Annotated in this window: 18 protein-coding genes and 4 pseudogenes; 7 read left to right on the top strand and 15 right to left on the bottom strand. The window is 40.7% G+C overall.

What is annotated here, in order from left to right; genetic code table 11:
* Positions 1 to 75: 75 nt before the first annotated feature.
* From V7K15_RS28750 to V7K15_RS28795, 10 genes and pseudogenes are all read right to left on the bottom strand, one after another.
* Positions 76 to 1,263: pseudogene (locus tag V7K15_RS28750) on the bottom strand (RNA-guided endonuclease InsQ/TnpB family protein).
* 216 nt (positions 1,264 to 1,479) lie between these two features.
* Positions 1,480 to 2,489 (bottom strand): annotated as a pseudogene (locus tag V7K15_RS28755) (zinc-binding dehydrogenase).
* Between the two features lie 105 nt (positions 2,490 to 2,594).
* A pseudogene (locus V7K15_RS28760) lies at positions 2,595 to 2,702 on the bottom strand (alpha/beta fold hydrolase); the annotation flags it as partial.
* A 55-nt stretch (positions 2,703 to 2,757) separates the two neighbouring features.
* A complete protein-coding gene (locus tag V7K15_RS28765) occupies positions 2,758 to 3,057 on the bottom strand; it encodes a protealysin inhibitor emfourin (protein ID WP_334911252.1) in 300 nt (99 codons plus the stop codon).
* Between the two features lie 154 nt (positions 3,058 to 3,211).
* Positions 3,212 to 4,291 carry a M4 family metallopeptidase gene (locus V7K15_RS28770; protein WP_334911254.1) on the bottom strand — a complete coding sequence of 360 codons (1,080 nt, stop codon included), beginning with the start codon at positions 4,289 to 4,291 and terminating at the stop codon, positions 3,212 to 3,214.
* A gap of 494 nt (positions 4,292 to 4,785) precedes the next feature.
* A pseudogene (locus V7K15_RS28775) lies at positions 4,786 to 5,000 on the bottom strand (class I SAM-dependent methyltransferase); the annotation flags it as partial.
* 43 nt (positions 5,001 to 5,043) lie between these two features.
* Positions 5,044 to 5,235, bottom strand: coding sequence for a hypothetical protein (locus tag V7K15_RS28780; RefSeq protein WP_334911256.1), 192 nt, complete (start codon positions 5,233 to 5,235; stop codon positions 5,044 to 5,046).
* On the bottom strand, positions 5,210 to 5,293 hold the full coding sequence (locus V7K15_RS28785) for a hypothetical protein (RefSeq protein WP_334911339.1): 84 nt from the start codon (positions 5,291 to 5,293) through the stop codon (positions 5,210 to 5,212). Before V7K15_RS28785 ends, V7K15_RS28780 begins: the two co-directional genes overlap by 26 nt.
* A gap of 1,327 nt (positions 5,294 to 6,620) precedes the next feature.
* Positions 6,621 to 7,649, bottom strand: coding sequence for a GTPase ObgE (gene obgE / locus V7K15_RS28790; RefSeq protein ID WP_334911258.1), 1,029 nt, complete (start codon positions 7,647 to 7,649; stop codon positions 6,621 to 6,623).
* A gap of 74 nt (positions 7,650 to 7,723) precedes the next feature.
* Positions 7,724 to 8,401, bottom strand: a complete 678-nt coding sequence (locus V7K15_RS28795; RefSeq protein WP_334911260.1) for a Mo-dependent nitrogenase C-terminal domain-containing protein — start codon at positions 8,399 to 8,401, stop codon at positions 7,724 to 7,726.
* Positions 8,402 to 8,866: 465 nt separating this feature from the next.
* On the opposite strand from V7K15_RS28795, the gene V7K15_RS28800 reads away from it, so the two are divergent.
* The 5 genes from V7K15_RS28800 (at position 8,867) to V7K15_RS28820 (ending at position 13,101) form a co-directional block, all read left to right on the top strand.
* Entirely contained in the window at positions 8,867 to 9,967 is a 1,101-nt protein-coding gene (locus V7K15_RS28800) for a glutamate--cysteine ligase (protein ID WP_334911262.1), read from the top strand.
* Positions 9,968 to 10,491: 524 nt separating this feature from the next.
* Complete coding sequence (locus V7K15_RS28805) at positions 10,492 to 10,848, top strand: hypothetical protein (RefSeq protein WP_334911264.1); 357 nt, start codon at positions 10,492 to 10,494, stop codon at positions 10,846 to 10,848.
* A 391-nt stretch (positions 10,849 to 11,239) separates the two neighbouring features.
* The gene (locus V7K15_RS28810) at positions 11,240 to 11,779 is read left to right on the top strand and encodes a Dps family protein (RefSeq protein ID WP_334911266.1); all 540 of its coding nucleotides are present in this window, start codon (positions 11,240 to 11,242) and stop codon (positions 11,777 to 11,779) included.
* Between the two features lie 152 nt (positions 11,780 to 11,931).
* Complete coding sequence (locus tag V7K15_RS28815) at positions 11,932 to 12,699, top strand: ChaB family protein (RefSeq protein WP_334911268.1); 768 nt, start codon at positions 11,932 to 11,934, stop codon at positions 12,697 to 12,699.
* 219 nt (positions 12,700 to 12,918) lie between these two features.
* Positions 12,919 to 13,101 (top strand): CsbD family protein, encoded by a 183-nt coding sequence (locus tag V7K15_RS28820; RefSeq protein ID WP_334911270.1) that lies wholly within the window; start codon positions 12,919 to 12,921, stop codon positions 13,099 to 13,101.
* Positions 13,102 to 13,280: 179 nt separating this feature from the next.
* Here V7K15_RS28820 and mutL read toward each other — a convergent pair whose 3' ends face one another.
* Together mutL and V7K15_RS28830 are read right to left on the bottom strand one after the other, a co-directional pair.
* Positions 13,281 to 14,996 carry a DNA mismatch repair endonuclease MutL gene (mutL, locus tag V7K15_RS28825; RefSeq protein ID WP_334911272.1) on the bottom strand — a complete coding sequence of 572 codons (1,716 nt, stop codon included), beginning with the start codon at positions 14,994 to 14,996 and terminating at the stop codon, positions 13,281 to 13,283.
* A gap of 550 nt (positions 14,997 to 15,546) precedes the next feature.
* Positions 15,547 to 16,596, bottom strand: coding sequence for an adenosine deaminase (locus V7K15_RS28830; RefSeq protein ID WP_334911274.1), 1,050 nt, complete (start codon positions 16,594 to 16,596; stop codon positions 15,547 to 15,549).
* Positions 16,597 to 17,151: 555 nt separating this feature from the next.
* On the opposite strand from V7K15_RS28830, the gene V7K15_RS28835 reads away from it, so the two are divergent.
* Positions 17,152 to 17,361, top strand: coding sequence for a hypothetical protein (locus tag V7K15_RS28835; protein WP_292799555.1), 210 nt, complete (start codon positions 17,152 to 17,154; stop codon positions 17,359 to 17,361).
* Positions 17,362 to 18,032: 671 nt separating this feature from the next.
* On the opposite strand, the gene V7K15_RS28840 is transcribed toward V7K15_RS28835, so the two are convergent.
* Positions 18,033 to 18,344 carry a threonine dehydratase gene (locus V7K15_RS28840; RefSeq protein ID WP_334911276.1) on the bottom strand — a complete coding sequence of 104 codons (312 nt, stop codon included), beginning with the start codon at positions 18,342 to 18,344 and terminating at the stop codon, positions 18,033 to 18,035.
* Positions 18,345 to 18,510: 166 nt separating this feature from the next.
* On the bottom strand, positions 18,511 to 19,389 hold the full coding sequence (locus V7K15_RS28845) for a phosphodiester glycosidase family protein (RefSeq protein ID WP_334911278.1): 879 nt from the start codon (positions 19,387 to 19,389) through the stop codon (positions 18,511 to 18,513).
* A 204-nt stretch (positions 19,390 to 19,593) separates the two neighbouring features.
* On the opposite strand from V7K15_RS28845, the gene V7K15_RS28850 reads away from it, so the two are divergent.
* Positions 19,594 to 19,914 carry a hypothetical protein gene (locus V7K15_RS28850; protein WP_334911280.1) on the top strand — a complete coding sequence of 107 codons (321 nt, stop codon included), beginning with the start codon at positions 19,594 to 19,596 and terminating at the stop codon, positions 19,912 to 19,914.
* 282 nt (positions 19,915 to 20,196) lie between these two features.
* Here the strand turns inward: V7K15_RS28850 and V7K15_RS28855 are convergent, their stop codons facing one another.
* Complete coding sequence (locus V7K15_RS28855; protein ID WP_334911282.1) at positions 20,197 to 21,963, bottom strand: ATP-binding protein; 1,767 nt, start codon at positions 21,961 to 21,963, stop codon at positions 20,197 to 20,199.
* Between the last annotated feature and the right edge of the window lie 388 nt (positions 21,964 to 22,351).

Below are 22,351 nucleotides of genomic sequence, written 5' to 3' on the forward strand. Positions count from 1 at the left end.
TCACCTACATGGTCATTCAGTTGTCAAGGTTCAATACCCTGCGGCTAATCCCCCTAATCCTTAAAGGATTGGTTTCTAGCCAACGATTCGCACCGTTTCTCCCAAAGCGTTGCTTGCGAAAGCCGCAAAGGTTCCTGTATGCCCTACAGTACCCAATCCGGAGTTAAGAACATTTATGCTGGCGTTATGATCTCTATCTAGCTTGCAGCCGCACTGACAAACGTCTGTACGAGTAGATAGTGACTTTTTCACAATGGAGCCACAGTTAGAACATTCCTGACTTGTATACGAGGGATTTACCGCAATAGTAATCCTCTTAAATACTTTCCCAAAATACTCTAACCAAACTCTAAATTGATACCATCCAGCATCATTGATTGATTTTGCCAAACAATGATTTTTCACCATATTCTTAATCCTCAAATCTGTGCGCTAAAAGCGCCCCGCTTCGCTAACGTAAACCACTACATCGTTTGATGTGATTACGCACCTTGCCAATTTCACAGCATGGTCTTTACGTTGCCTACTTATTTTGAGGTGAACTCTACCTAATATATTTCGTGCTTTGCGCCTATTGTTAGAACCCTTAACTTTGCGAGAAACAAATTTTTGTGACCGTTTCATTTTCCGTACAAGAGTTCGATAAAACCGAGGATTTTCAATCTTCAAACCAAATGAATCAGTATAAAAGCTGTCCAGCCCGACATCTAACCCAACTGTCTGATGAGTTGGCTGTATGAATTCTTGGCGATGTACATCAACGCAGAATTGGGCATACACACCATCCGCACGTTTTACCAATCTCACCCGTTTTATCTGGTTGATTTGATAAAAATGCAGGTTACGAGTACCTTTTAGCTTTAATCTACCAATACCGTTTTTGTCAGTAAACGTTATAGATTTACGATCATCGGCAAGCTTCCAACCTGACGATTTATATTCAACAGAACGACAATCTTTCTGGAATTGTGGGAAGCCTTTTTTACCCGATATCTTTTTCTTGCAGTTGTCATAAAATCGAGAGATAGCAGTCCATGCTCGTTCGGCTGCGGCTTGACGAGCCATTGAATTTAACTTATTCGCAAAAGGAAACTCTTTCGCTAATAATGCACAATGCCGTGATAGTTCAATCCAAGACGAAGCTTGCCCATCCATCCACAATCTGATCGCTTTATTCCGAATGAACTGAGTCGTTCCGATCGCTTGATCAATTGCTTGGAACTGCAATGCTTTGCCGTAGGTTTTGAACTCGAAAACTAGCATCAATATCTCTTATTTGACTTATCTTATAATAACATGGACATCATAAGATTATGAAAATATTTTGAGGAAATATAATATAAAGCCGTCCTCGAAGGACGGGGCTTTTACCCATTTTTTTGGTAAAATGATCAAATGCTTGTTGAGCAACTTTTAAAGTATTTTCTGAATCTTGTGTCATTCTCACCCCCGACTGGATATCAACTAATATCGTATTACTTAAAACCTCACCACCACTTTCCCACAATTCTGACCACTGAGGAGATATTCTACAGCATCAGGTATTGATTCTATGCCTTGAAACTGTGTTGAGTCAACAGCAACTTTAAGTTTGTCTGTGTAGAACAGGTTTAAAAGGCGATCGCGTGCCCGTGGTATATGTTCTTTATAATGAGGCATGAGAAAGCCTCTCACAGAAGCAAATTTCCAAAATAGCTGCTGATAGATACGTCGTTCTGTAATTTGGTCGACATTATTTGCGTATTCGGAGATAAAACTAACCACTACTAAGCGTCCCCGCACTGCCAAGTTTTCAACGCAGGTATCAAATACGGCTTTACCTACACACTCGAAAATGAGATTAATTCCATTAGGGTATTCTTGCTTGAGGATTTGATTGAGATTTTCTGTGCGATAGTTGATAATGCGATCGCACCCTAATTGTCTCAGTAACTTTGCCTTCGCCTCAGAACTACAAGTACCAATGACATGATTACCAGCTAACTTTGCCAATTGCACCGCAATATGACCAGTTCCCCCTGCTGCTGCTGTCACTAAAACCACTTCGTTACTTTTCCGATCTCTCCCACTTGTTCCAATGCCACCAAAGCTGATATAGCTGTAGGTATTAGTGTTAGCAACTCTGGCGTTGCTTCTGGCACCTTCAGCGCTAAGTTTGCATCGATAACCTGATATTCTCGATAACCGCCACCACGCGCTGTAGTTATGACAGCATCACCTATTTGAAAATCCTTGACATTTTCACCGATAGCGACAACTTTTCCTACAGCTTCCACACCTAAATCAAAAGGAGGAATTGAGTTAACATAGGGAACATCTCCACGACAAAGTAAAGTATCAAAGCCACCGTTAACGCTAGCAAATTTGTTTTGAATTAAAAGTTGACTGCCAGCAGGTTGTGAAATACGAATCTCCACAACTTCAACAGCAAATTTAAAATCTGGATTTAGTTGCTTTGCTATTAACTTTCTGTACGTTGTTGCGCTCATTTCCAAATCTTAGGTTTCCCTGACTACTCAAATAAATTATTTTTTTAAGTATAGCTTTGAGCGTTTTTGATATTACCAGGTGCGGAAGCAGGCTTATAAATTAATTCTAAAGTTTTGATGAAGTAAAACAAGAGGTTTTCCCTCGCCACCAATACGGTAAAGAATCTGCCCATCTTCAGTATCTAAAAATGCTCGTTTGATTGGTTTATTCATAGCACCATGATCAATTTATAATTTATGTCAGTCTTTATTTAACTTATTCAGCCAATTACCTTTTTTGTGCTATATTCTGTAGCCATTCAATCAGGGGTCTTAAGGTGACTGGCAATGCTGCCTCGCTGACAGTCACCGTATGCTGCCTACCGTTATCTTCTACTGTTAACTTATACTGAAAGCGATCGCTCTGTTGATTCGCCGAAGTAATTTGTTCAGGTAGCCTAAATAAATCAGCAGTTTCCACTAGTCGGAGAAGGGTGTTGGCTTCATTTGGCGGCAGAGAGGCTGTATCAACGGTTGTTTTCTTGCTAATCCCAGCAAAGCCGCCCGTGCGTTCAAATGATACCCGCATTTTTTTGCTCTCCGTTGTGTTATTTAGTTGGGATAAATACAAAGACTGGGAGATGATAATTCTCACCTCCCAGTTTAGCAATAACAAACAATACATCTAAAAAGTTATAAGTTAAGAAAAAACTCCTAACTCCTGTACACGATTAATCGCGTCTCTAAATAACTCCAACCTTTTGCCAAGCGTTCTGCACAGCTTTCTGTTCATTACTGTCATTACCGTAGAGTTCGCCAGCAATTTGAATGGTGACACTGGCAGCTTTTTTAAAATCTGCTTTCGCACGTAAGCGATCGCGTAAAGCTATATACCAGATTTTCCCAGCTTTCTCCCAAGCATAACCACCAATCTCAACAGCCGCTAGATAAAAGGCATAGTTAGGGATTCCTGAGTTGATATGCACCCCACCGTTATCATCAACACCAGTATATTTATCTTTTATATGCGCGGGTTGGGGATCTTTACCCAATACTGGATCATCGTATGCTGTTCCCGGTGCTTTCATCGAGCGGAGGGCAACACCTTTAACAGTGGGTACTAAAAGACCTTCACCAATCAGCCAGTCTGCCTCTTGTGCAGTCTGATTTTTGGACTTTTGTTTCACCAAAGAACCGAAGACATCAGAAAACGATTCATTTAGTGCCCCAGGTTCGCCATAATACTGTAAACCCGCTTCATGCTGGGTTACACCATGAGTTAGCTCATGCCCAATCACATCAATTGATTTTGTGAAACATTGAAATAGTTCTCCGTCACCATCACCATAAACCATTTGGTCGCCGTTCCAAAAGGCATTATCATATTTGACGCCATAATGCACGGTGGAATCTAAACGCAGTCCTTTGTCATCAATCGAATTGCGATCGAATATTTCATGAAACAAGTCATAAGTAGCACCAGCTGCATCGTAGGCTTCATTCACTGCAGCATCACTGCTGGCGGGATCTCCTTCAGCACGCATCAATGTGCCAGGGAGTTGCTGGCCATTTTTGGCATCGTAAATAGTGCGGCGCTTTTCACCCGGAGAAGGTGCAAAGGAAATATTACCTACAACATCTCTCCGTCCACGAAACTGTGCCGAAACATTTAATGTATGAAAAGCCCAAGTACGCTGCTGGGGGTTGCCATTTACAACGACATTTTCCAGCATGTGGGGCGGGACAATACAACAAATTGGGCATCTAGAGTAAAGTGGATGCTCATACTTAAACCCGGCTGATTTCTTTTTATTTCGAGCCATCCAAGATATTCTCCTTTTGAAACTAAGTGATGGCAAACAAAGGAACCGAAAAACTAATCCAAATCGCGTGTCCTGGTTTGTTTTCTGAAAAAAATTTTCTACTCTGTATTTTCGGATAGGTCTAATGCTTTTTGGATGCAGGACAAGTTTTTTAATCCTTTGAATATGGCTTAAATTTTAACACAAATTCACTTTCAATATGGAGCGCCTAACTTATGTCTAGAAGTTAGGAGTGTGCGGCTTGAATAAATCAGGACTTACGCACTAAAAACTTGAAACCTCGATCCCCCCTAACCCACGCCACTTGCTCCACTTGGGGAGACCCCTGTTCCCGCACTGGCTCCCCTTAAAAAGGGGGGAAACTCAAAGAGCCAACTTTTTAAGGGGGTTGGGGGATCTCTTGTGCATAAGTCCTATAAATCAACCTCTTAATGCTATAAATACCCATTAGAAACAGATAAATCCTAAATCCAGGCATCCAAAATCTAAAATTTTCATAGCCAGCCACCAAACACCGCTACACCGTAATATTTCCAAGGTACTGCAACTGTCTTAAATCCAGCTTTGCTCAACATTTGTAAATGAGCATCTAAGCTAGCTAGCTGGTCTTGACTGGAGTAACCTTGGGTGCTGCACCACGTTTAGCGCCAATCTCTGTTAAACTAATCCCCTGTTCAACTGCCCATTCCTCTCGTGCCGCCTTGTAAACTTACGCACATTGATTAGGCTGTTCCCGAAAAATAGCGAATCGATTACACTTGAATCTGTTGAATAATCTGCATCGTCTCTATACTAACTGTGCAGACTCTTTGTAGTAAATCTATTACCTGTTCTTTGTAATCTGCAAAACGATATGTATTGAATTTTTCAGCAATTGTCGGGTCTTTAGGTTTCTTTTCTTTGTATTTAACTCTGAACCTACTCAGTTCTCCGTTTATGCTCATACACATCTACAAAAAACTTCATCCGGTTCTCTAATTCCCTCTTAGAGAAGTCATACACCCACTCGTCACGTTGAGTTTTAATACCTGAAGAAAATAATTTAAATATTGCTTGCTCTCCTTGTCCAGCTTTTACATCTTTACTGATCAGAGGAATAAGGCAATCAAAGTCATTATCTGATAAATTAATCCAGTTACTTGCTTATATAGCGGTTCTCAGTTGACTGAGGTACAAGAACCCCACCCCCAACCCCCTCCCCGCAAGCGATGAGGGGGCTATGATGTACCTCAGTAGACTAGGAAACGCTATAGGTGTATTCAATATTCAAGTTAGCTATGTAATAATGCAAAATTGCCACTTCATTACAATGAATCTCGTGCTTATACTTATATTCCAGACTATTTTTAGGTAAATAATCAATTATAGCAACGGACAGGAAGCTTAGGACAGCAATAAAATCACAAAGTACGCTCTTGAAGGCGCGTTTCCCGCGAACTGTCCTAACGGCTTTGGCGACTGCTATAATTCAGTAATAAACGTCCCAGTTCCTGTAGCCGGATCTAAAATTTCGACATCTTTATCGATAATTCTTTCTACTTCTGTGTGATATTGACTAACCAGAAGTTTGGACATACTTTATCAAACTTTCATAAATTTAAAGTATGTCCAAACTAGCCTTAATTATTACTAACTAACACCCGTAATACTCACAGCTAAAACATGAAGATTGAATAAATTAAAACTAAATATTCCGTAAAAAGACGTGACTTTCCAAATAACATCACGTCTTAACAAAGATTATGACAGACCAAGCCTATTAAAGATGTAAAATATACTGCCGTAGATTTTAAATTATCAAATATAATCCAATTATTTAATTAATAACACCCTATATTGATTTCCTCCTCTCTTCCTCTGTGCCCTCTGCGGTTCGACTCCTAAATTGGTGCATTACACTGCGTTAACGCACCCTACCAATTGGGAGCGATGTGCAACTTATTCTTAAAACCCCTCTCCAAAGCTCTCCCCGTTGGCGTCAGCCTGCCGTTAGGCAAGCGGAGAGAGGCTTTAATTCTTGCTCCCCTTCCCTTATAGGCTATGCCTTAGCCACATTTTTCTTTACAATCTTGAAACCCTTGTTCTATAACCTTCTTAGACACTGAGGAGTTAGGCATACTTGACAAATTCGCTTTTAATCTTCTCGCTAAAACTGCGTTTTTATTGAGAATGAACAACGAACGAATAAGGGTTATAAAAATGTGAGTCCATACTTTCGCAAATGTTAAGAAAGATCCGGGTAATCGATAGCCGCTCTTCGGGAGGGGAGCGTTTGCTTTACTCAAATGCGGGGTGGGGTTCTTAATTTTTGATTTATGCAAGAAGTCTATTATCTCAATACCTCTACTTCTTGGGCAACCTTCATTTGGTCGAGAATTCCCCAAATTTCTTGTAACATCGGCTCTAAGCCGGTGCGGGTAACGGCTGAAATCACAAAAACCGGGGCGTAGGAGAGATGATTAAGTTGGGTAGCTAACGCCTCCAAATCCACATTTTCCCGATCAACTGCATCAATTTTGTTCAACGCCAAAATTTGCGGACGTTCTGCTAAACCCTGTCCATAAGCTTGTAATTCTTGCTTAATTATGTTGTAATCTCTAACTACATCATCACTAGTGGCATCAATCAAGTGAAGTAAGACTCGCGTGCGCTCGATATGGCGCAAGAAATCATGTCCCAGCCCTGCTCCGTGGGCTGCTCCCTCAATTAATCCGGGAATGTCGGCGAAAACAGTACCATCACCAGTAGGTTTTCGCACTACACCTAAATTTGGGATCAGGGTAGTGAAAGGGTAATCAGCGATTTTGGGACGTGCAGCTGATAAAGATGAAATTAGAGTGGATTTACCAGCATTTGGTAAGCCAATAATCCCTACTTCTGCCAAAAGTTTTAACTCCAGGCGCAGCTGCTTTATTTCTCCTGGTAATCCTGGGAGGGCGTATTCTGGGGCGCGGTTACGGTTACTCAAGAAATGCTGATTTCCCAGTCCCCCTTTACCACCTTGGGCAATCCGCAAAGTCTGCTTTGGCTCAATTAAATCCCCCAACAATTCGCTAGTTCCAGCATCATAAATGGTCGTACCGCAGGGAACTTCGATGATCAAATCCTTTCCTCCGGCTCCAGTGCAGTTACTTGGCCCGCCACGAGTGCCTTTTTCTGCCTGAAAGCGATGGTTGTATCTAAAGTCCAACAAGGTTTGCAGATTTTCATCGGCAACGAAAATTACCGAACCGCCTCGTCCCCCGTTACCACCAGAGGGTCCACCAGTCGGCACGTACTTCTCCCGCCGGAAGGCGACAATACCATCGCCGCCTTTACCAGCTTCAACTTCAATTTCTGCTTGGTCGATAAATTGCATACTTAATAATAGTGAGAAGTGAGGAGTTAGGAATTAGGAGTTAAAAATTATAACTTCTCAGTATATCACTTTAACTAAATATATGCTGAAACATCTTCACCGCAGTTATCTGCCAGATAGCAGAGGGCGCGGAAACGTAAACCTACCAGTTGCTCATATAACGGGTTAATTTTACACATCGGCGGGATGTGGACAATCTTGTGTCCAAATAGCGTGATATCCCGCTCAAAGGGACACTGGGAAGGAATCATTTTACACAAAAAGCGGGCTACTCTGGGGTCTTGGATATTTAGCCCATCCAGCCAGTCACGTAGGGGACATAGTGCAGCAATTTGACGCTTTGTAAGTCTAGGGCTGGGGATTGTTAAGTTAATTTGCTGTGGGTGTTCTAGGGTGTGGCGCAAGGCTTCCAGTAAATTCTCTGGCTGTTCCAAGGCTTGGCAGAACTGTTGCAGAATCTGATCTTCGCTGGCAGAATAAGTACCATCTGCGATCGCTACCATCACTGCTGTCCTCAAAAAATTTTCTGCTGCTGGCGTACCTTTAGCCAACACTGCGGCTAATTCTTCTGGCGTAATTACCTCTAGTGAGTCCCATTTAATCCCAAAAGCTAATTCATCTTTAGTGATGCTGGCAATTAATTTCTGTTCTTCGACATCAAAATTACCATCTGCCCAAGCAATAGTCAGCAGTCCACGCAACCAAGCGGCAATCTGTTCGCTGCTGTAGGGGGATTGAACGGTACTTGTCATAAAACTCACGTCTCAAGCTTTCCTCAGTCAATACTAAGCTACCGTACCTAGTGACTATGAAGATAGTGGGGGCAGCCCAGAAAAATCAAGAAAGTGCGTAGGATCGCCCCATAGAGACATAAACCAGAGAAGTTTTCAAATCGCAACAGTCGGTCTTGAGGTAAGATCCATTTAAGAATCATCTGGAAAATTTTTCTACTTAAATTTATGAATTATACTAAAGTTATCATCGTTGTCATCAAAAAATCGTCACTAATTCCTTTGTGAATAACAACCCTAAAAGTTTAGGAAGCAGACCTGTCTAACTAGATCACTAATTAGCAGACATTTAAAACAGCATTTGATGCTGATTACCCAAAATTAACTACTACTAAAAAATCTTACTTATATATGCTGCTGCTTGCGTATTTATTGGCATCGTTTAGATTAGCTTGACTGCAAATTATTAAAATTAAGGTATAGATAATGTTTTTCTTTGGCATTGAACATGAAGTCGCTTTCCTAAACAAAGAAGGAAAATTTGCTGATTTCTCCTGCACAAAATTTGCTGATTTCAATCAAATTATTGAAAGGCTACCTACATACCCCAGTGACTATCCTCAACTGCGCGTTGGGGACGCTGGTATTAAGATGAAGAGATGGTACATTGAGGGATTTGAAAGATTTGCTGATTCCGATAAAGTGATAGACTGTCATGTTAAATGTATTGAAATTAGAACAACTATACATTCTGATATTCAAGGCGCTATTACTGAATTATCAGAAAGTTTTCACTTGCTAAGTGAAGTTGCTGCTAACTTTGATTTATCACCAGTTTTGGTCAGTTTTAATCCCTACAATCCGGTTTTTGAGCCTCAACCCCCATTAAACGATTATGAAATCAGACAGTTACAGGCTGATCCTGACGAACAAACTGCTCATATTCATATGGTGACATACGGCCCAGATTTAAATATTTCACTGGCAGATATGTCTACTGAAGATATGATTGATATTGGCAGAAAATTAACTTATTACAGTCCCTATATCGTCCCTTTTAGTTATAGTTCCCCTTTTTATAACGGAGGTTTATGGGATGGGCTATCGGTACGAACGTTTATCAGAACCGGAAAAAGACCAGCAGTTTTAGTTTTTGTTCAGAAACAGGAACAACTGATTAATAGCATACCTTCTTTAACAAAAATTGCCCGCATTCCGGCTGAAGTTGGACGCATTGAATTTAAGGCTTGTGATAGTTGTGATGATTTTTCTACCTATGCAGCATTACTGGCGTTGTTGAAAGGTCTGGTGTTAGATGAAACCTTGCTGGGTAGAGCAACTGTACCCGATGCAGGATTACATCAACTTTCTGCAAAAGAAGGGTTTGACAACGAGGAGATTTTTGACAATGCTACAAAAGTCTTACAAGCAGCCGAAGTTACCTTGGGAGATGATCCAGATATTGATTATTTAACGCCGTTAAAAGTGCTGCTGGCAAAGCGAAAAACAAGATCCCATGAACTCATAGAAATGTTTCATCGCGTAAGTTCAATAGAAGAAGTAATAAGGCAGACTTATCAAGTTTAAAGGAAAGATGTATTTCCCCCCTTAAACAGGGCGGATCTTTATATAAGTTGATCCTTTACAAATATCCTTTAAGGTGCATAGTCCTGAAAGTCCTTTGATTGAATAAAATCGAGCTAACTGAACATAAAGAATCGAGCCGTTAACCTGCCAAAACTAGATTAAGTCGATATATCTAGAGACTGATTTTATTGTGACTAGAGATGCAGAAAATTTCATTCTAGAGATTGATGCAGGCGTTAGCATTTTCAAAGTAAAAGTAGAAACAGCGAACCTGTAAGCGAAAAATATCAAGAAGGAATGTAATGTTTTTGCTAAGGAATTAAGGTAGTATTTGCTTATTATCCCTTACCAATTCTATGCATAAATCCTCAGAGAATTTCTTCGTAAGGTTCGTTTTTAAAGAACTTTAAGATTGAAGCGGAGCTTGCTAGTTTTATTATTGCTCAAATTTGCTAAATAAGGTATAAGCTCTCGCTCTTTAAGTACAAGTTCTGTGTTGTTAAAGCTGTTATCGAGGATTACAAATGAAGATTATTGCTTCGGTTTTATCTATCTTCCGTCCAGTACGTTTTCTAGTTGTGGCTTTCACTTGTGCCTTAATATTGTTATCTAATACTTTTCCTGCTTTTGCAATCGATAGCTACCAAAGTGACACGACCGAAGGTACTACACAACTGCTTGACATTCAGCGCAAAACTGACGAAGCTGCTAAAGAACCACCAGCTGGATTGAGAAAGGTTCAAAAGGAGTCTAACGAAGGACTCAATGAGGTTCAAGGAGCTGCTGATATTGACAAGCAGAAGCGTCCTGAAAATTCACAGGGTTCAACCTCAGTGGAAGAAAATGTAAAGAATTTTTTGGGCAAAGTTACAGGTAACTAACAGAGTTAATACCTTAGGAACTTTTCGGTAGTAATGGGTGATTGTGTAAAAGCAGTGACCCATTAGTAATTAGTAACGTGAAGCTGAGAACTGCAATTAATCATAAAAGTATGTTCCCTCTGAGCATCTTTGGTTAAACTGGGTTTAGATAGTTTTAATTACAGATGTCCTAATTAAATATTATATTTAATTAACATTTTTATTCTAGTAGCTGAATATAATCAGTAAACTTCGCTAATAACTAAATTATTCGCTTAATACTACCTATTAAGACATAGGCATAATTATTAAGGTGGCAATAATTTCAACTTACAATATTCCCTTTGGTTGATGTGGATTATGCCGTAAATTTGAGAAACTAGTGAATAAGTTTGCTTAGGGATGGAAAACAATGCGTGCGATAAACATTGGTTTGACAGAAGAACAGCGTGAAGGTGTAATTAATCTGTTGAATCAAGATTTGGCAGATGCCTATTTACTATTAGTGAAAACCAAAAAGTACCACTGGGATGTCGTTGGTCCTCAGTTCCGCTCTTTGCACCAGCTTTGGGAAGAACACTACCAAAAGCTGACTCTAAATATTGATGCTTTGGCAGAGCGGGTTCGTGCTTTGGGCGGTTTCCCAATTGGCACAATGGAGGGATTCCTCAAGCTTGCTACCCTGAAAGAACATGCTGGTAATGTACCCACAGCAACAGGGATGGTAGCTAATTTAGTAAATGACCACGAACAGGTTATTCGTAATTTAAGAGACCATGTGGATCAGTCTGGTGAAAAGTTCCACGATCAGGGAACTGCTGACTTTTTAACTGGACTCCTGGAACAGCATGAAGAGATAGCTTGGATGCTGCGTTCATTTATTGAAGGAGAAGCACTAGACCCAGATGGTAGAAAGCCAGCAGCAGAAGCTAAGACTCCTGTAGGTGTGTAGCTAATAACGTCTGAGTTGAGGATGGCTAGACTGTGTAACCAGTTAAGGGAGGATTGATTCCTCCTTGAACTGGTGTGTAAGGATTAATTTGGCTGCATCTACCTATTCGCCATATTAATTGCAAAAACAAGATAATACCAAGACTATATTAAATGCCAGAAGTCTATAAAGCAGAACGTACTATATCTGCTGTATTTAAAGAACAAAAGCAAATTGATGATGTGATTCGAGGTTTACTAGACAGGGGTGTGCCTAAAGATCATATTTCGGTCATGGGCAGAAACTTCCAGTCGGAAACTAGAATTGCTGGCTTTATTAGTAAAAAGGATGTGATTCTGGGAGGTTTGAGAACAGGGGCAGTTTTTGGTTCCTTGTTTGGTTCCTTTCTCAGCTTGCTCACGGGTGTAGGCTTACTGGTTATTCCCTTTGTCGGCTCAATTGTGGCAGCAGGTCCGATTGGTGCAGTGCTGTTGGGGGCTGCTAGTGGAGCGATCGCAGGTAGTGCAGGTGTCGGTCTAGTATCGGTTCTAACTACTTTGGGGATGCCAGAAGATAAAGCGGCTATCTACCAAACCCGTTTACAAGCTGGCGAGTTCTTCTTGATGGCAGAAGTTCCGAGCGATCGCGCTGGCGAATTTGAATTACTGCTCGAAGGTGCTGGTGGCGAGGAAATTCACACAATTGAGAAAACTCTAGCTCGTTCTTGTTCAGGACAGTGCAACAGTCCAGAGGACTTGTCTCCTGAAGTTCGCGCTCATCTTTCTGATGAGGCTCAGAGTACCTTTATTGACAGTTATAACACTGTCTTCAATGAGAGAAGTGACGAATTTTCGGCTGAACAAGCTGCTTGGGAAACTATTCATCAGCAATATGATGAAGATGAAAACGGTTTCTGGTCAAAAGCCAAGGTTAAAGTTTAAACTAGATTGCTTATGTGATTTTCACTTATATCTCTAGTAAATATCAATGCGATCGCTATCATCAGTTGTAATTTTGCTAGTGGTTATTATCGCATCCGGCATCTATCTTAGGTTAATATAACTTACGAAATTATTCTATCGGTTGATAGAAGCAAAAAACAATATATTATTGTTAGTTTTTGTAATACATGAATCAAGTACAAGCTGGAAATAAAAACCATGAGTGCTGAAAAAAGAATAGAAGCTACTGCAAAAAATATTGAAGGAAAAATTCAAGAGGTTGTGGGTGAAATAACCGGTAATCCACAGGATAAAGCCGAAGGACAAGCAAAGCAAGCTGAAGCCCAAGTTAGTCACACTGTAGAAAACATTAAAGATGAAATTAAGAAAGCTGTAGACTAATTTCGTTTTTACAGTGCAAATAGCAATTTTAGTGATGATTCATTACTGATAGTTTAACATTAATTACTCCACTTACTCAAAGTTAGTGGAGTTTTTGTTGTATTGGCGTAAAATAATCAAATTATTTCACATATTCTTTAAAAGAATATCAATTATCTAAAGATGTCTCACCCAAAATATCAAATTCCATGACTTTTACCAATTACCCAATTACGCCGGAAAAACCGGGCTAAAGCTGATTCTTCTAAAGATAGATAAATTGGGCGTCCGTGTGGACAAGTACGCGGGTTGCGAGTGCGTTGCCAATTATCTAAAAGTGTCTGCATTTCTTGTTGATTCATGGGTGTACCGTTACGAATGGCACTGCGACAAGCAACGGCTACTTGGGCTGTTTGTAAGTCGCCCCCCAAACTAAGTTCTAAAATTGCTTCTGCACAATCATCTCGCTGTTGCAAAGGTGCGGGGATGTTACGAACTGCCCAAAGTTGTTCGCCAAAGGGTTCTATTTCTAAACCGATACGTTGTACTTGCGATACTTGCACTGGCGACAATTGATAAAGAATTATTGGCGGTTCGACAGGGACAAGTTGCCAATTATCACACAATTGCTCATATAAAACTCGCTCATGGGCAATGTGCTGTTCCACTAACCACATACCACCTGAATGTTCCGCCACAATATAGGTGTTGCTAACTTGAGCGACAGCCTTCAAGGAGTTAGGAGTACAGACGCGATTAATCGCGTCTGTACAAGGGTTGGGATTTTGAGGATTTAAATTGTAGCCGCCTTTGGCTTCTGCGGCTTTGAGTAATTTACTAATTCGTGTTGTGTGGACAGCTTCTTTAAGATTAGGAGAAGAAATGCTGAGTGCTTGGTTAATTGCTTGGGTAATTTGCTCTTGCCAATAAATGATTTCGTTCAGGTAAATTTCTGTTTTTGCAGGATTGCGATTCCAGTTAATTTGCTCCGGGGAAATGGCGAGATGTAAGAAACAAATTGGATAGCGATCGCGTGGTAATGTTCTATGAAATGCTGATAATATCGTTTGCTCTAGTTCCGGTGTCTTAACCATCCGTCCATTGATGGCTACACGTACCCAATCTGGACGATGACGATGAGTGCGATCGGGTAATCCTACCACTAAATTTAGTGAGGAGTTAGGAGAGACGCGATTAATCGCGTCTGTACAGGAGTTTGCAGGGTTAGGTATTTCGAGTTTTACTTCTTGCAAGTCACCTGGTCGCACTTGCGGTAAAATCTGCGGTAGTAGCTGGCCAGTTGTGGCAGCAGGAGAGATGGTAAACCATTGACGGTCATTTTGCCAAATCTGCCAGGTGATGTGCGGATGACATAGGGCAATTTGGTGAATTGTGGCTTGCACGGCTTTCATTTGCTGTGCTGTTGTGGGTAATCCTTGACGACGAGATGAATAATTACCGAAAAGATGAGAAACTGTAACTACTGTACCAGGTGCGATCGCAGTTACTTCAACTTCCACAACTTCCCCACCATCGCCATAACTAATCCGCCATCCTAATTTCCCACCCAGAGGACGACTCAAAATCTCCAAATCTGCCAGAGTCGTCAAACTGTGCAACGCCTCACCACGAAACCCTAAACTGTTAATTTTCCATAAATCATCACTAGAGCGAATTTTACTGGTGCTGTGGGCTGTGGCTGCTTGTTGCAAGTCATCTAAGTTCATTCCACAACCATTATCTGCCACACGAATTCGCCATTGCTGCGGCCATAGAGAAACCACAATTCGCGTTGCACCTGCGTCTAGGGAATTTTCTATTAATTCCCGCACCACAGAAGCTAAAGAGTCGATTACCTCACCAGCTGTAATGAGATATACGACTTCTGTTGGTAGAGCTTGAATAGTAGATGCCATAAATTATAGTTTATAGCTTCTGGGAACAAGTGATCTGGGGGAGATGAGGAGGCGAATTTATCAGAAATTTTGATTAATTGTCAAGAAAACTCCCTTAAAACACGATTTTTGATAAATTGCTTGTAATATTATCAGCGTGAAAAACTTATGAGTATTAACATTAAACTTCTTGCATAATAGGACTTAGGCAAACAATAGCCGAAACCCTTATTTTCACGTAGGGGCAATTCATGTAGCTTTAGCTGACCGCAGGGTATTGCCCCTACGTGTAGTTTTGCGTAAGTCTTAGAGAGTGTCAATCCCTAATTGCTGGTTTTTTTGTACTGTACATTAGACTTCTAGCAAAAATCCGAATCAACAAAAAATAGACATACGCGTGAAAAAGAATGTAGAGAGGTAGCAGTGTTACATCTCTACAAGGGTTCTGGATAACGCACATTTAATTTCTGGAGATGTTTTAAAGCTTTCTCTACGCCATCACCAAAAATCAGTGATCGCAACATTAATTAACATTAAATCAGCTTACTTTCTGCTTACCTCTAGCTGGTCGCTAATTACTATCGCTTATTGCCAAAAGTTTAGGTGGTTCAGGTTTCAGCAAACCGTTTAACAGGGATGCGGGACGTTGAGTGTAAGGCCAAGCAAAAGCATGACGGAAAGCTGCATCTTGACAAGCTTGTAGTTGTTCAAAGTTAATAATGTCGTAAGTCAAGAGATTTTCATACTCAAACGGTAGACGCACATTGTGCAACCCAGCATTATCAGTACAGATAGCGATATCTACCCCAGCATCAAAACAACGGTCAAAAACTAATTTGAGTTGACGTATATCCTGTAAAGTACCAGTTTTTAGGTAAGTTGTCGGACAAACCTCTAAACATTGTCCGCGTTTAGCCACATCATTAAGTAACTCTGGATATAGTAGGGGAATTTGAATGCCATGACCAATCCGCATCAAATAGGGCAACAATTCTGGGTAACAACCGGCGGTGGTTTCATATAGATGTCCGGTGGTCTTAACGCCCAGCGATCGCGCATAATCATATAAGCTAATCCATTCTTCTAAGCGATCAGCGTAATAGCTATCACCCCCTGCTACATCTACTGCACAGATATACTGTTTATTTTGGGCCGCCAAATCAACAATCGCCTTGTTCACCTGATATGGTAGGCGCGTGTGCATACAGAGAATTTGGCTAGTAACAATCGGATATTCTGGCTGGTGGCTAGCAAGTCCAACTACTTGCACAATTTCTGCCATCTTGTCAATTCTCTGTGATTGATTCAGATGCTCAGGTGTCCGTAAATAGGGAGTATAGCGCAGTTCCAGATAAGCCAAATTTTCAAAGATGTAAGCACCCCGCACCAAGCGATAGATAAAGTAAGGCAAAGTCTCCACAGTTTGTACACTTTCTACCAGAGTGTGTAATTCTAGATACTCATCTAGGGTGTTGCGTGGGCGGGTATAAAAATCTTCAAATTCTGAATAGTCAGCAAAGCGGCAAATCAACTCCGAAGAATGTCGCTCAAAATATCGCCATAAAACTCGCGGTACGACTGAGCCGCCCAGGTGTCTATGTAATTCAGCATATAAAGCCATAGTGGTATTTTTAGGTAAAAATATGAATAATTGTAACAAAAACATCGGAATAAAAAATCTCTACTCAAAAACATTCAGGGGAACTGAAGTTGGAGCAGAGGTTTCCCACCATCTGGATTTTACAACAGAGGCTCCAACCTAGATGTGGTGCGAAGGTCGGGATTTTAGCCTGATTTTCGGAAAATCCAGCATTTAAACCTCATTTAAGTTTATAAGCGTAGTTTTTGCCCTTACCCTAAATCCCTCTCCCAGATATGCCAGATATGGGAGAGGGACTTTGAAATTCTGGCTCCCCGAATCCCAAATCTGGGATTCGGGGTTGGGGGATGAGGGCAAATCCTTTTGATCACCGAAGAACTACAGGTTTCAAGATAGACGCGGTTTAGATACTGTTTTGAGCATAAATCAACTTGACATCATTAAGATTAAATTGATAATATTAAGAGCCTTAATTTTCGTGCTACACTGAATAAAACATTCATATTGTTGAGCAAGTAAAATATAGCAATATATTTTTCTTTTAACTAAGCAAACTCCTGGCAAGGTTGGTATTAATTGAAAATTCAAGCGTTGGATGTCAAGGCTGGCGATCGGATTATTGCTTACTGCAACAACAAAATGCAAACCTGCAAGGTAAAACGCATTTTAGAACCCGGTCAAGCTAATATCACACTATCAGTATTCACATCGGAGAATTATCGCGGTTGCTCAGTTTCGTCTGTAGTCCGCTTCCGAAGCAACGCCTTGGTTGATTTGGTAAGTTAAAAATCAACTAAATATTCATCTCAAAAATCTATCTAGCTTTTGTCCAGCCTCAAACTGGATGTAATTTTATAGAAGGTGTGATGCCTGCGGTGGTTACAGACTTGTGCCGAGCGCAGCCGTACTCCTGGCGGAGGACAAGCTACGCGGAGCGTCTCGTAGAGAGGTAGCTTGTCGTACCACTTGGTGGAAGCAAGCTACGCGCAGCGTCTCGTACAGAAGTGCGGGCTACGCCGGAGCAGATTTAAATCCGTTAATTGTGGCTGGATGATTTTTCATAAAAGCGCCCTGACACTATACCAGTGCAGGCGATATCACTTTTGGAACAAACTGATTATATGCTCATGCTCCACCAAAAAATGCAAGAGCTAGACTTAAAGCAAATAAAATTTTTATTAGTATAGCATTTCTATAGTTCATAGCGAATTCTCTTTGGAAAAACTCTGCGACGGTAGTCGCTCATAGGGTTTCCCCAAGACCTTTAGAGGTGAAGCTCTCTACGAGACGCTGCGCGTAGCTGGCTTACCTCACCCTCAATCCCTCTCCTTATAAAGGAGAGGGAAGCTAGAGGCAGGATGAAGGAAGTTTTGCTATTTTATTTAATCCACGTTCTTAAGGACAAGCAGTTTTGCGTCTATGCATTAGTAAGATAATCCTGCAATTGATGGGTTTTGTTACTTCTTTTTCACATCACGAGCCATATTCAGGTAGTAGTCGTCAAGTTTGGCATTAGGACGACGATTGTCAGTGGTGGGAATTTTAGCAATGTTATCCTGAACCTTTTCAATTGGCTGTTTAGCAGAAGCTTGCTTTATACCTTGCACCTCATCAGATTCCAAGAAATAACCAGAGCTAGTAAATCCGAACAGCTGGGCAAAAAAACCAAATATATTTCCGAAAAAATTAGAAACACTTTGGAATAAAACACCAAACAAGCCTTCAAAACGAAGGAACAAGTTCCGAATAATTTGAGGTAGACGAGGCATGACAGCACCTTCAATGATTGCCTATTATCATTGTGACTCAATTGCGATCGCATCAATCTGGCGATCGCAAAAATCTACCAGTGGGTAGGAGTAGCCCCGATAATATAGTTTGTGCAGTTTAGATAATGGCGGCAGAGGGCGATAGCTACGATGATACTGTTCAATACTAGTTTTCCTGAACCAGCAAAACCGACTTCACGGGACGCTTGATAGAATTTCCCTCCAAATCAACCTTCCCGTAAAAGGTTTTGCCATTATAATAAAGCGAAGACGAACTTCCCCCATCCAGGTTCATCGCTTTATCAGCGCCAAGAGTTTTCATCAAATCAGCTAATGCTGGCAAGGATACCCTAGAGTTAGCCGAAGCCGAGGGTTTTTGAGCCACCATAACTAAAATAACGCTGCCATCACGGGTAATACCTACGGCAGTTCTGGCATTGGGTTGGTTGCTGCCAAGTGCATCTCGTTTATTGGCAATATCCACAAAGCCCTCTTTTACTAACGTGAGTTCTGGTAACAGGCGTGGGCCTGCACCTATAGCATCGACTAACTGACAACCTGCTGGTGGTGACTCACTATGTAAAGCAATCGAATAGCTGATAGTTTGCCCACATAAGTAGCGGCGGAATTCTGTGCGATTGAATATTTGACTCAGATAAGGTTTTAAGTTGGGATTGTTTACCAGCCGTTCGTTTTCCTTGGGGTTAGCTACCAACTTCCCTTGTACAAGAATATATGATGTAGATTTTTGGTTAACTGGGTCAAAAAAGCCTGCGTTCAAAATAGCTACGGCTTTATGTTTCTGGGCAAATTCCTCTACAGTGGCTACCTTCTGCGATAGTGCAGGAGTTACCAAAAATCTGCTATTAGCTGGAATCAATAGGATATGAGCTATGCTTTGGGGCAAAGTGCGCTGGAAGTAGCGGATAGTTTTTGGTGGTGAAGATGCAACACTCAGTATTGACGGTCTTGAGGAATGCAAATTAAACCACAACACCATTGCCAAACTAATTAATATCAAAGCCAGTAGTTTGATTTTCCTCACTTTTAAACTTACGCGATCGCGGCAAACAGTTGCACATTGTACCGCAAAACTTGATCGAATTTTGGAACGTCTACACACGCCCAACCGAGCGAAATGGGATCATACCATGTATACGTGCTAAAATTTTGTAAAATACCTTATCCCTAATAGGGATTGAAACGCTTAAAACTTATTAAATCCCTATTGCGGATTGAAATTAAGACGATGTTAGAAACCACAAACCTGAAAAATATCTCCAAAAAATTCGCTATAGCCAGAAATTCTACTTCTTTCAAAGAAAATGAGGCAATGAGAGCTATTGCATATAGCATGGATTTACTACTCCCTGGTTTGTATATATGGCTACTTGGTTTTAGTTTTCGCATTGGTGGGAGCGTACCAGATGATATTCCCTATAAATATCCCGGTAAAATTCATAGTTACACTGGAATTGCTTTAATATTACCAGGATATAGAATTTTTACGACTTACCAGGGTAGCTATGACCCTAAACAGACATCAAATACAGGGGATAACAGCTTTTAATTGTACGGTTCTCGACTCAAATACTTTTGAAACCTTAATGACTCAGGCAGGGTATTCAATCTCAGGTAGCGCACCTGCACAGTCTAATAGAATAAAAGTATGGTGGATTCATAACGAATACCCAAGAGTCGAGTCTGTATATAGTCCAGACAAGACAATAGTGATAACGGCGTATCATCTTAACTGATATTTTTTATTCCTATTAACCAATTTCCAACATGGGTAGAAAGTTTTGGTTGATAGGATTTTTGGAGTTTGTGATACTTTCACCACCAAAATCAATTAGCCATCTCCTGTAACTGATTCCAGTTCTGGAGATAGCGAATGTGTGTCTCTGGATGTTGAGGCAGGCAAGTACACTGTAAATTGAGTACCTCTGCCTAACTGACTGTAAACATTGACAAAACCACTGTGATTTTTAATGATACCCAGCGTCGTGGAAAGTCCTAAACCTGTACCTTTGCCTACCTCTTTGGTGGTGAAAAATGGTTTAAAAATCTGTTCTTGGACTTCTGAGGACATCCCTATACCAGTATCCGTCACCACGATCGCAATATAAGAACCTACTTTCGCATCAATATTTATCTGGGCAGAATGTTCACCAATCACCACATTTTCTGCTACTATCCTTAAAATGCCGCCATTAGGCATGGAGTCGCGGGCGTTAACTAGTAAATTTATCAGCACCTGATACAGTTGAGTTATGTCTCCACGGACGTACCAGAGATTTTTAGGGATATCTGTCTGGCAGGTGATGGATTTGGGGAATGTTTGAGCGATAATTTGCTCAATTTCCTCTATTAAAGGCTGAATTTGAATAATTGTCCGTTTGCCTTCAATACCCCGTGCAAAGGACAAAACTTGCTTAAGCAAATTAGCGCCGCGTTTAACATTATTTTCTAAAGTTTGCAGTATTTGCTGACTCTGCTGATCGGGCAATTTCTTTTGCAACAGTTGAACTGACATTAAAATTGGGGATAATATATTGTTGAGGTCATGGGCAATACCAGAAGCGAGAGTGCCGATACTTTCCAAACGTTGCGATCGCAGAAGTTGAGCTTCCACTTGTTTTTGCTGGGTTATATCTCGCATCAATGCCAAATGCATGAACGTCCCATCAGATTCGTTACGCAGTGGTACGGCATGAGTTTCCATGTAACGGTGGGTGCCCTTAAATCCAACGATTTCAAACTTCAAAGTCCCCTTGTTACCTTGGCAGATACTTTTATGCAAGTCTGCAAAGGCTGCTCTATACTCTGGTACAATTACGGCATCAATTGGTTTACCAATTAAGACATCAGCACTTTCCACTTCCATCATTGCCAGCCCATAGGCATTAATTTCTAAAAGGGTGCCATCCTTGGCAATTAACTTGATGCATTTTGGTTCTGCATCTATCATCGCTCGTAAACGATTTTCGCTTTGGCTTAGAGCCAGTTCCGCCTGCTGAAGTTGCCTGATATAACGCCGCAACAAATCATACAGCAGAACCACTAGCACCAAATCGACAATAGCAGCGATAAAAAATGTAACTATCGCCTTTTGGGAACTTGCTTGTGACTCATGCATTCTGTCCTGTAATAAATTTTGCTCCACCTTTAAAGAGTCGTGAATTAGCTGTTGGCTCTCTTTGCGAATTTGCTTGTCTTTATCAGATAAGATTTGCTGCGGATATCTGCGGTAAATTTCTTGTTGCAGAATGTTGAACCTGTTGGTAATTTTCGGCTGCTGCTTTTGATGGTTATCAGCAGTTAATTTGCTGAGAATCTGAATATTGCTATTAGTTTGTTGATCGGCTGCAAGATAGGTTTGTAAATCATCTGCATCTGCTCTAATTAGGTAATTACGTTGTGCAGTTTCAGTATCTTTGAGTGGAGATTGGATACTTTCAAGCTGGGTAATAACTTCATAGGAGTATCTCACCCATTCCTGGTTATGAATCAGGTTAGCAGTGTTACTATATAAGACTACAGCATTAGTAAATACAAGTGCGAATGCTAGAATGAATATTGCTTTCAGCTTTGGGACTTGATACCATTTTTTGAGCATGCGATCGCCTTTTCTGCCGCACATCAGTTAAGATTAAAGATTAAAAACAAATACTGAGAATATTTTAAGGGTTTTGAGAACATAGGTAATAAAATACAATCTGTTAGAGTTGTAAATATTTAAATTTTTGGTGATAATGATTTATACATAATAGTCACAAATAAATCCGCTAATTTTTAATATAAATTCATTTTTACCAATAGTGTAGCCAATGCAGTTTGGAAATTAACGATACAGCCTGTGAGCCAGAGCGTTGATAATTATCATCATTAATGCTGCTAAAAATGTCTTTAATCAAGCCTGCACTTAAGGACTGACAAATAAAAAAATACTCAACAATTTCTTGTGGAGTGGGCCACGGGTGGGCAAAGATGCCCACCCCACAAGA

The sequence above is a fragment of the Nostoc sp. genome (assembly GCF_036919815.1).
In the GTDB taxonomy this organism is placed as follows: Bacteria; Cyanobacteriota; Cyanobacteriia; order Cyanobacteriales; family Nostocaceae; genus Nostoc.

Coding starts and splice junctions, on each gene's coding strand:
- V7K15_RS28765 (WP_334911252.1), bottom strand. CDS start 3,057: ATGCGGGTATCATTTGAACGCACGGGCGGCTTTGCTGGGATTAGCAAG.
- V7K15_RS28770 (WP_334911254.1), bottom strand. CDS start 4,291: ATGGCTCGAAATAAAAAGAAATCAGCCGGGTTTAAGTATGAGCATCCA.
- V7K15_RS28780 (WP_334911256.1), bottom strand. CDS start 5,235: ATGAGCATAAACGGAGAACTGAGTAGGTTCAGAGTTAAATACAAAGAA.
- obgE (WP_334911258.1), bottom strand. CDS start 7,649: ATGCAATTTATCGACCAAGCAGAAATTGAAGTTGAAGCTGGTAAAGGC.
- V7K15_RS28795 (WP_334911260.1), bottom strand. CDS start 8,401: ATGACAAGTACCGTTCAATCCCCCTACAGCAGCGAACAGATTGCCGCT.
- V7K15_RS28800 (WP_334911262.1), top strand. CDS start 8,867: ATGTTTTTCTTTGGCATTGAACATGAAGTCGCTTTCCTAAACAAAGAA.
- V7K15_RS28805 (WP_334911264.1), top strand. CDS start 10,492: ATGAAGATTATTGCTTCGGTTTTATCTATCTTCCGTCCAGTACGTTTT.
- V7K15_RS28810 (WP_334911266.1), top strand. CDS start 11,240: ATGCGTGCGATAAACATTGGTTTGACAGAAGAACAGCGTGAAGGTGTA.
- V7K15_RS28815 (WP_334911268.1), top strand. CDS start 11,932: ATGCCAGAAGTCTATAAAGCAGAACGTACTATATCTGCTGTATTTAAA.
- V7K15_RS28820 (WP_334911270.1), top strand. CDS start 12,919: ATGAGTGCTGAAAAAAGAATAGAAGCTACTGCAAAAAATATTGAAGGA.
- mutL (WP_334911272.1), bottom strand. CDS start 14,996: ATGGCATCTACTATTCAAGCTCTACCAACAGAAGTCGTATATCTCATT.
- V7K15_RS28830 (WP_334911274.1), bottom strand. CDS start 16,596: ATGGCTTTATATGCTGAATTACATAGACACCTGGGCGGCTCAGTCGTA.
- V7K15_RS28840 (WP_334911276.1), bottom strand. CDS start 18,344: ATGCCTCGTCTACCTCAAATTATTCGGAACTTGTTCCTTCGTTTTGAA.
- V7K15_RS28850 (WP_334911280.1), top strand. CDS start 19,594: ATGTTAGAAACCACAAACCTGAAAAATATCTCCAAAAAATTCGCTATA.
- V7K15_RS28855 (WP_334911282.1), bottom strand. CDS start 21,963: ATGCTCAAAAAATGGTATCAAGTCCCAAAGCTGAAAGCAATATTCATT.